The following is a 4216-nucleotide window of genomic DNA, read 5'->3' on the forward strand; positions in this document are numbered from 1 at the left end:
GGCCAGCAGCTCGGTGAAGCGCCCGTCCTGCGCGGCCGCCGGGTGCGCGGCCATCAGGTGGTGCATCGCTTCTCGCCCGATGATCGCGCCCTCGGTGCGCCGGCCGCGGCCCGGCAGCAGGCGGTCCAGCAGCGAGGAATAGGCCAGCAGCACCCAGCGCGCGGGAGCGAGCAGCAACATCACCGCCCGCAGGGGGCGGACCGATGCGAGGCTCAACCGCTCGGGATACTCCCGGTAGACCGTCTTCGGGATGATCTCGCCGAAGATCACCATCATCACCGTGGCGATGGCGACCGCCGCAAACTCGCCGCGATTGCCATAGCGCGCCGCCAGCGCGGCGGTCAGCACGGCGCTGAAGCTGACGTTCACCAGATTGTTGCCGATCAGGCAGGACAGCACCGGGTCCTCGATGCGGGCCAGCAGCCGGCGCAGGGCGGCCGCGCGCGGGTGCGGCTCGCGGCGCAGCCGCGTGCTCAGCCGGATGCGGCTGATGCTCATCAATCCCGTTTCGACGCCCGAGAAGAACGCCGAAGCAGTCAGGCAGGCCATGAGCACGACCACGGTCACCGCCGGGGAGAGAGCACTGCCGCTCATGGCGTCCCCCCCATCGTCGCCCGCGGCAGCCGCTGCAGGCGCAGCTTCGTCACGCGCAGGCCGTCCATCTCCAGCACCGTGCAGCGGTAGCGGTCCCACACCACGCGGTCGCCGCGCGCGGGGATGCGCCCCAGCTTCGCCATGACGAAACCGGCCAGGGTGACGTAGTCGTGGGACGGTTCGAGCGGGGCGCCGCAGGTCTCGCGGACCTGGCGCAGGTCCGTGACGCCGGCGACGATCCAGTTGCGGTCGCCCACGGCCAGGATCTCGGGATCTCCGGTGTCCGATTCGTCGAGCCAGGGGCCGGTCAGGGACTCGAGGCAGTCCTCCAGGGTGACCAGGCCCGCGAAGTCGCCGTGCTCGTCGAGCACGAAGGCCATGTGACCCCCGTCCACGCGCAGTTCGTGCATGAGCACCGAGACGGACTTCGACTCCGGCACGAAGACCGGCGCGCGCAGCATCGCGGCGTCCAGGACCGCGTCGTCGGCCCTGCCGAGCAGGTCCTTGAGGTGCAGCACGCCCACCGGCAGGTTGCGTCCCGGCTCGACCACGGGGTAGCGGTTCAGGCCCGCGTCGCGGGCGATCTCCAGGAGCTCCGGCCGGGACTGGCCGATCTCCAGCGACACGACGTCCGGTCGCGGCCGCATGATCTCGCGCACTTCCAGGCCGTCGAGCGTGAGCAGGCGGGAGACGAAGCGACCTTCGGTCTCGGTGAGCGAGGCGTCGTGCACGGCCATGTCCACGGCGGTGATCAGCTCCGGCACGGTCAGCGGCCGGCTGCCGGTGCGCTCGAAGGGCAGGCGCGCCAGCGCACGCCGCGTGATCAGGCCGTTGAGGTCCAGCACGGGCCGGATCACGGCCAGCCACACGCGCAGCGGCGCCTGCAGCAGGCGCGCCAGGGGCGGACCCAGGCGCAGGGCGATCAGCTTGGGCGTGATCTCACCGACCAGCAGCACGAGCACCGTCAGCGCCGGCACGGCGATCGCGAGGCCGCGCTGCCCGAAGCGCTCCAGCAGCAGGGAGGTGCCCAGGACGCTCACGCCGATGTTGACCAGCAGGTTGCCGATCAGCAGCGCCGCGAGCAGGCGCGGCGGGTCGGCCAGCAGGCGCAGGACGTGCCGGTCCGCTGGCGATCCCCGGCGCCGCAGGCGCGCCAGGTCCCCGTCCTGGAGCGAGAACAGGGCCGTCTCGGTGCCCGAGAAGAGCGCCGAGAACAGCAGGAGCAGGGCCAGGACGGCGACATCGAGCAAGCGATCCTCCCGGAGGTCGGCACTCGCGGGAGCATAGCCGTTGGCTTGACACCCTGCAAGCGCGTCACTAGGCTCTTCTTCTTGAGGCTCTGCTTCCTGAGGTTCTGCCTCTCGGCTCCCGTTTCCCGGCTCCGCGCGAGCCGAGCCGCCGCGAAAGGATCCCGTGCCGCGCACCCTCGTCACCCGCTTCGGCGCCCTGGGCGACCTCTGCCTGTGCGGCTGGTTCCTGGCCGGGCTCGCCGCCGCCGGCGGGCCGCGCGCGACGCTGGTGACCAAGGCCCGCTTCGCGCCCCTGGCCGCGCGCTTCGCCGGCGTCGACGAGGTGGTCGCGCTCGGGGACGGCGGTCCGGGCGACCTGGTCCGGCTCGCCCGCCGCCTGCGCGGGCACCGCGACGCGACGTGGCTCGACGCCCACGCCGTGCTGCGCAGCCGCGCCCTGCCGCTGCTGCTGGGGCGCGGCGCCGACGCCCGTCTGCGCAAGGACACCCTGCGTCGGCTGGCGCTGATCGGTTCGCGGCGCGCGCCGTGGCCGACCCTTCCCGACGACGCGCCCTGCTCCCTGCTGGACCGCTTCTGCGCGCTGGCCCCGGCCGTCGGCATCGGCGCGGACGCCGCGCGCGCCGCCGCGCACCCGCCGCTGCGGGGGGTGTTCGCATCCTCCCCCGGGACGCGCCTGGTCCTGGCGCCCGGCGCCCGTTGGGCCACGAAGCGCTGGCCCGAGACCCACGCCGCCGCGCTGGTGGACCTGCTGGCCGGCTCCCTGCCCCACCCGCTCTCGGTGCTGCTCGGCCCCGACGAGTCGGCCTGGTACGACGGCGGGCCGCTGGCGGCGGCGGTCGCGCGCCACCCCGACGCCCGCGTGCTGAGGGACCGCCCCCTGCCCGAGATCGCCGCGGAACTGGCGGGCTGCCGCGCCGCCGTCGTGAACGACAGCGGCCTCTTGCACCTGTCCGAAGCCGTGGGCACGCCCGTGGTCGCCCTGTTCGGGCCGACGGTGCGCGCCTTCGGCTACGCGCCGCTGTTGCCGGCGAGCGTCCTGCTGGAACGCGACCTCGATTGCCGGCCCTGCTCGCGCACCGGCTCGCGCCCCTGCCATCGCGGGGATCTGGCTTGCCTCGAGGGCATCCCCGCGACGGCGGTCCTGGGCGCGTTGCGCGGCCTGCTCGACCGCGGGGCCGTTTCGTGAGGCGCGCGGCGGCAGCCTGGGTCGCCTACCGCACGGCGGTGCGCCTGGCGCTGCCGCTGTTGCCGGCGGCCGCGGCGCTGTCGCCGAAGCTGGCGCGCGGCCTGGCCGGGCGCCGGGCACTGATGACGCGCCTGCTGGCCGCGGCGCCCCTGGTCCGCGGCGGCGTCTGGCTGCACGCCACCTCGGTGGGCGAGTACGAGCAGGCCCGCCCCATCCTGCGCCGCCTGCGGGAACTCGGCGTGGGCCCGCTGGCCGTGACCCACTTCTCGCCGTCGGGCCGCGAGTACGCCGCGGCGCATCCCGAGGCCGACGTCCACGACTACCTGCCCCTGGACCGGGCGGCCGACATGAGGGAACTGCTGGACGCCTGGCGGCCGCGGGCGCTGGTCTTCGTCAAGTACGACTGCTGGCCGAACCTCGTCGCCGCGGCCGGCGCGGCCGGCGTGCCGGTCGTGCTGCTGTCGGGCGCGCTGCCGCCCGGCTCGCTGCGCCGGCACCCGCTGCTGCGGCCCTTCTACCGCGACCTCTTCGACCGTTTCGCGCGGATCGGCGTCGGCTCGCCGGCGGACCGGGACCGCTTCGTCGCGGATCTGGGCGTGAGCGCGCCCGTCGTCGTCAGCGGCGACACCCGCGCCGAGCAGGTCCTGCTGCGCTACGACGCGGCGGCGGCGGACGCCCTGCCGGCGCGGCTGGCGGCCTGGGGGGAGCAGCGGCTGGTCCTGGGCAGCACCTGGCCGCCGGACGAAGCCCTGTGGTGGCCCGTCCTGCCGGAGCTGCTGGGCGAACGCCCCGGCCTGCGCGTTGTGCTGGTCCCCCACGAGCCCACGCCCGCGCGCGTCGCGGACCTGCTGGCCGCCGCGGCGAGGCGCGGCGTGGCGGCGGCGGCGCTGTCCGGTTGGGTCGAGGAGGCGGGCGCGCCGCGCGACGTCCGGCTGCTGGTGGTCGATCGCGTGGGCGCGCTGGCGGGGATCTACAGGGCCGCCACGGCGGCCTACGTCGGCGGCAGCTTCACGACCGGCGTGCACAGCACGCTCGAGCCGGCCGCGGCGGCTGTGCCGGTGGGCTTCGGCCCGCGCATCGCGAACGCGGAAGAGGCCCTGACCTTGACGGCCTTGGGCTCTGGCACGATCCCGGGCGCCGGCACGATCCTGGGCGCCGGCACGATCCTGCGCGACCCGACCGGGGC

At 75.1% G+C, this 4216-nt stretch carries 4 protein-coding genes; 2 read left to right on the forward strand and 2 right to left on the reverse strand.

All coding sequences use genetic code 11. The annotated features are described in order from the left end of the window. Both Q7W29_03600 and Q7W29_03605 read right to left on the reverse strand, forming a co-directional pair. Window positions 1–594: DUF21 domain-containing protein (locus Q7W29_03600; GenBank protein ID MDO9170897.1), on the reverse strand; the 594-nt coding region annotated here is incomplete at its 3' end. Then, window positions 591–1844 (reverse strand): hemolysin family protein, encoded by a 1254-nt coding sequence (locus Q7W29_03605; protein ID MDO9170898.1) that lies wholly within the window; start codon window positions 1842–1844, stop codon window positions 591–593. The genes Q7W29_03600 and Q7W29_03605, both read right to left, overlap by 4 nt. Window positions 1845–2007: 163 nt before the next feature. Between Q7W29_03605 and Q7W29_03610 the strand changes: the two genes are divergently transcribed. Further along, on the forward strand, window positions 2008–3030 hold the full coding sequence (locus Q7W29_03610) for a glycosyltransferase family 9 protein (GenBank protein ID MDO9170899.1): 1023 nt from the start codon (window positions 2008–2010) through the stop codon (window positions 3028–3030). Beyond that, window positions 3027–4216, forward strand: a 1190-nt coding sequence (locus Q7W29_03615) for a glycosyltransferase N-terminal domain-containing protein (protein MDO9170900.1), incomplete at its 3' end; no start/stop codon positions are given. The genes Q7W29_03610 and Q7W29_03615, both read left to right, overlap by 4 nt.

This window comes from bacterium (genome assembly GCA_030654305.1).
In the GTDB taxonomy this organism is placed as follows: domain Bacteria; phylum Krumholzibacteriota; class Krumholzibacteriia; order LZORAL124-64-63; family LZORAL124-64-63; genus PNOJ01.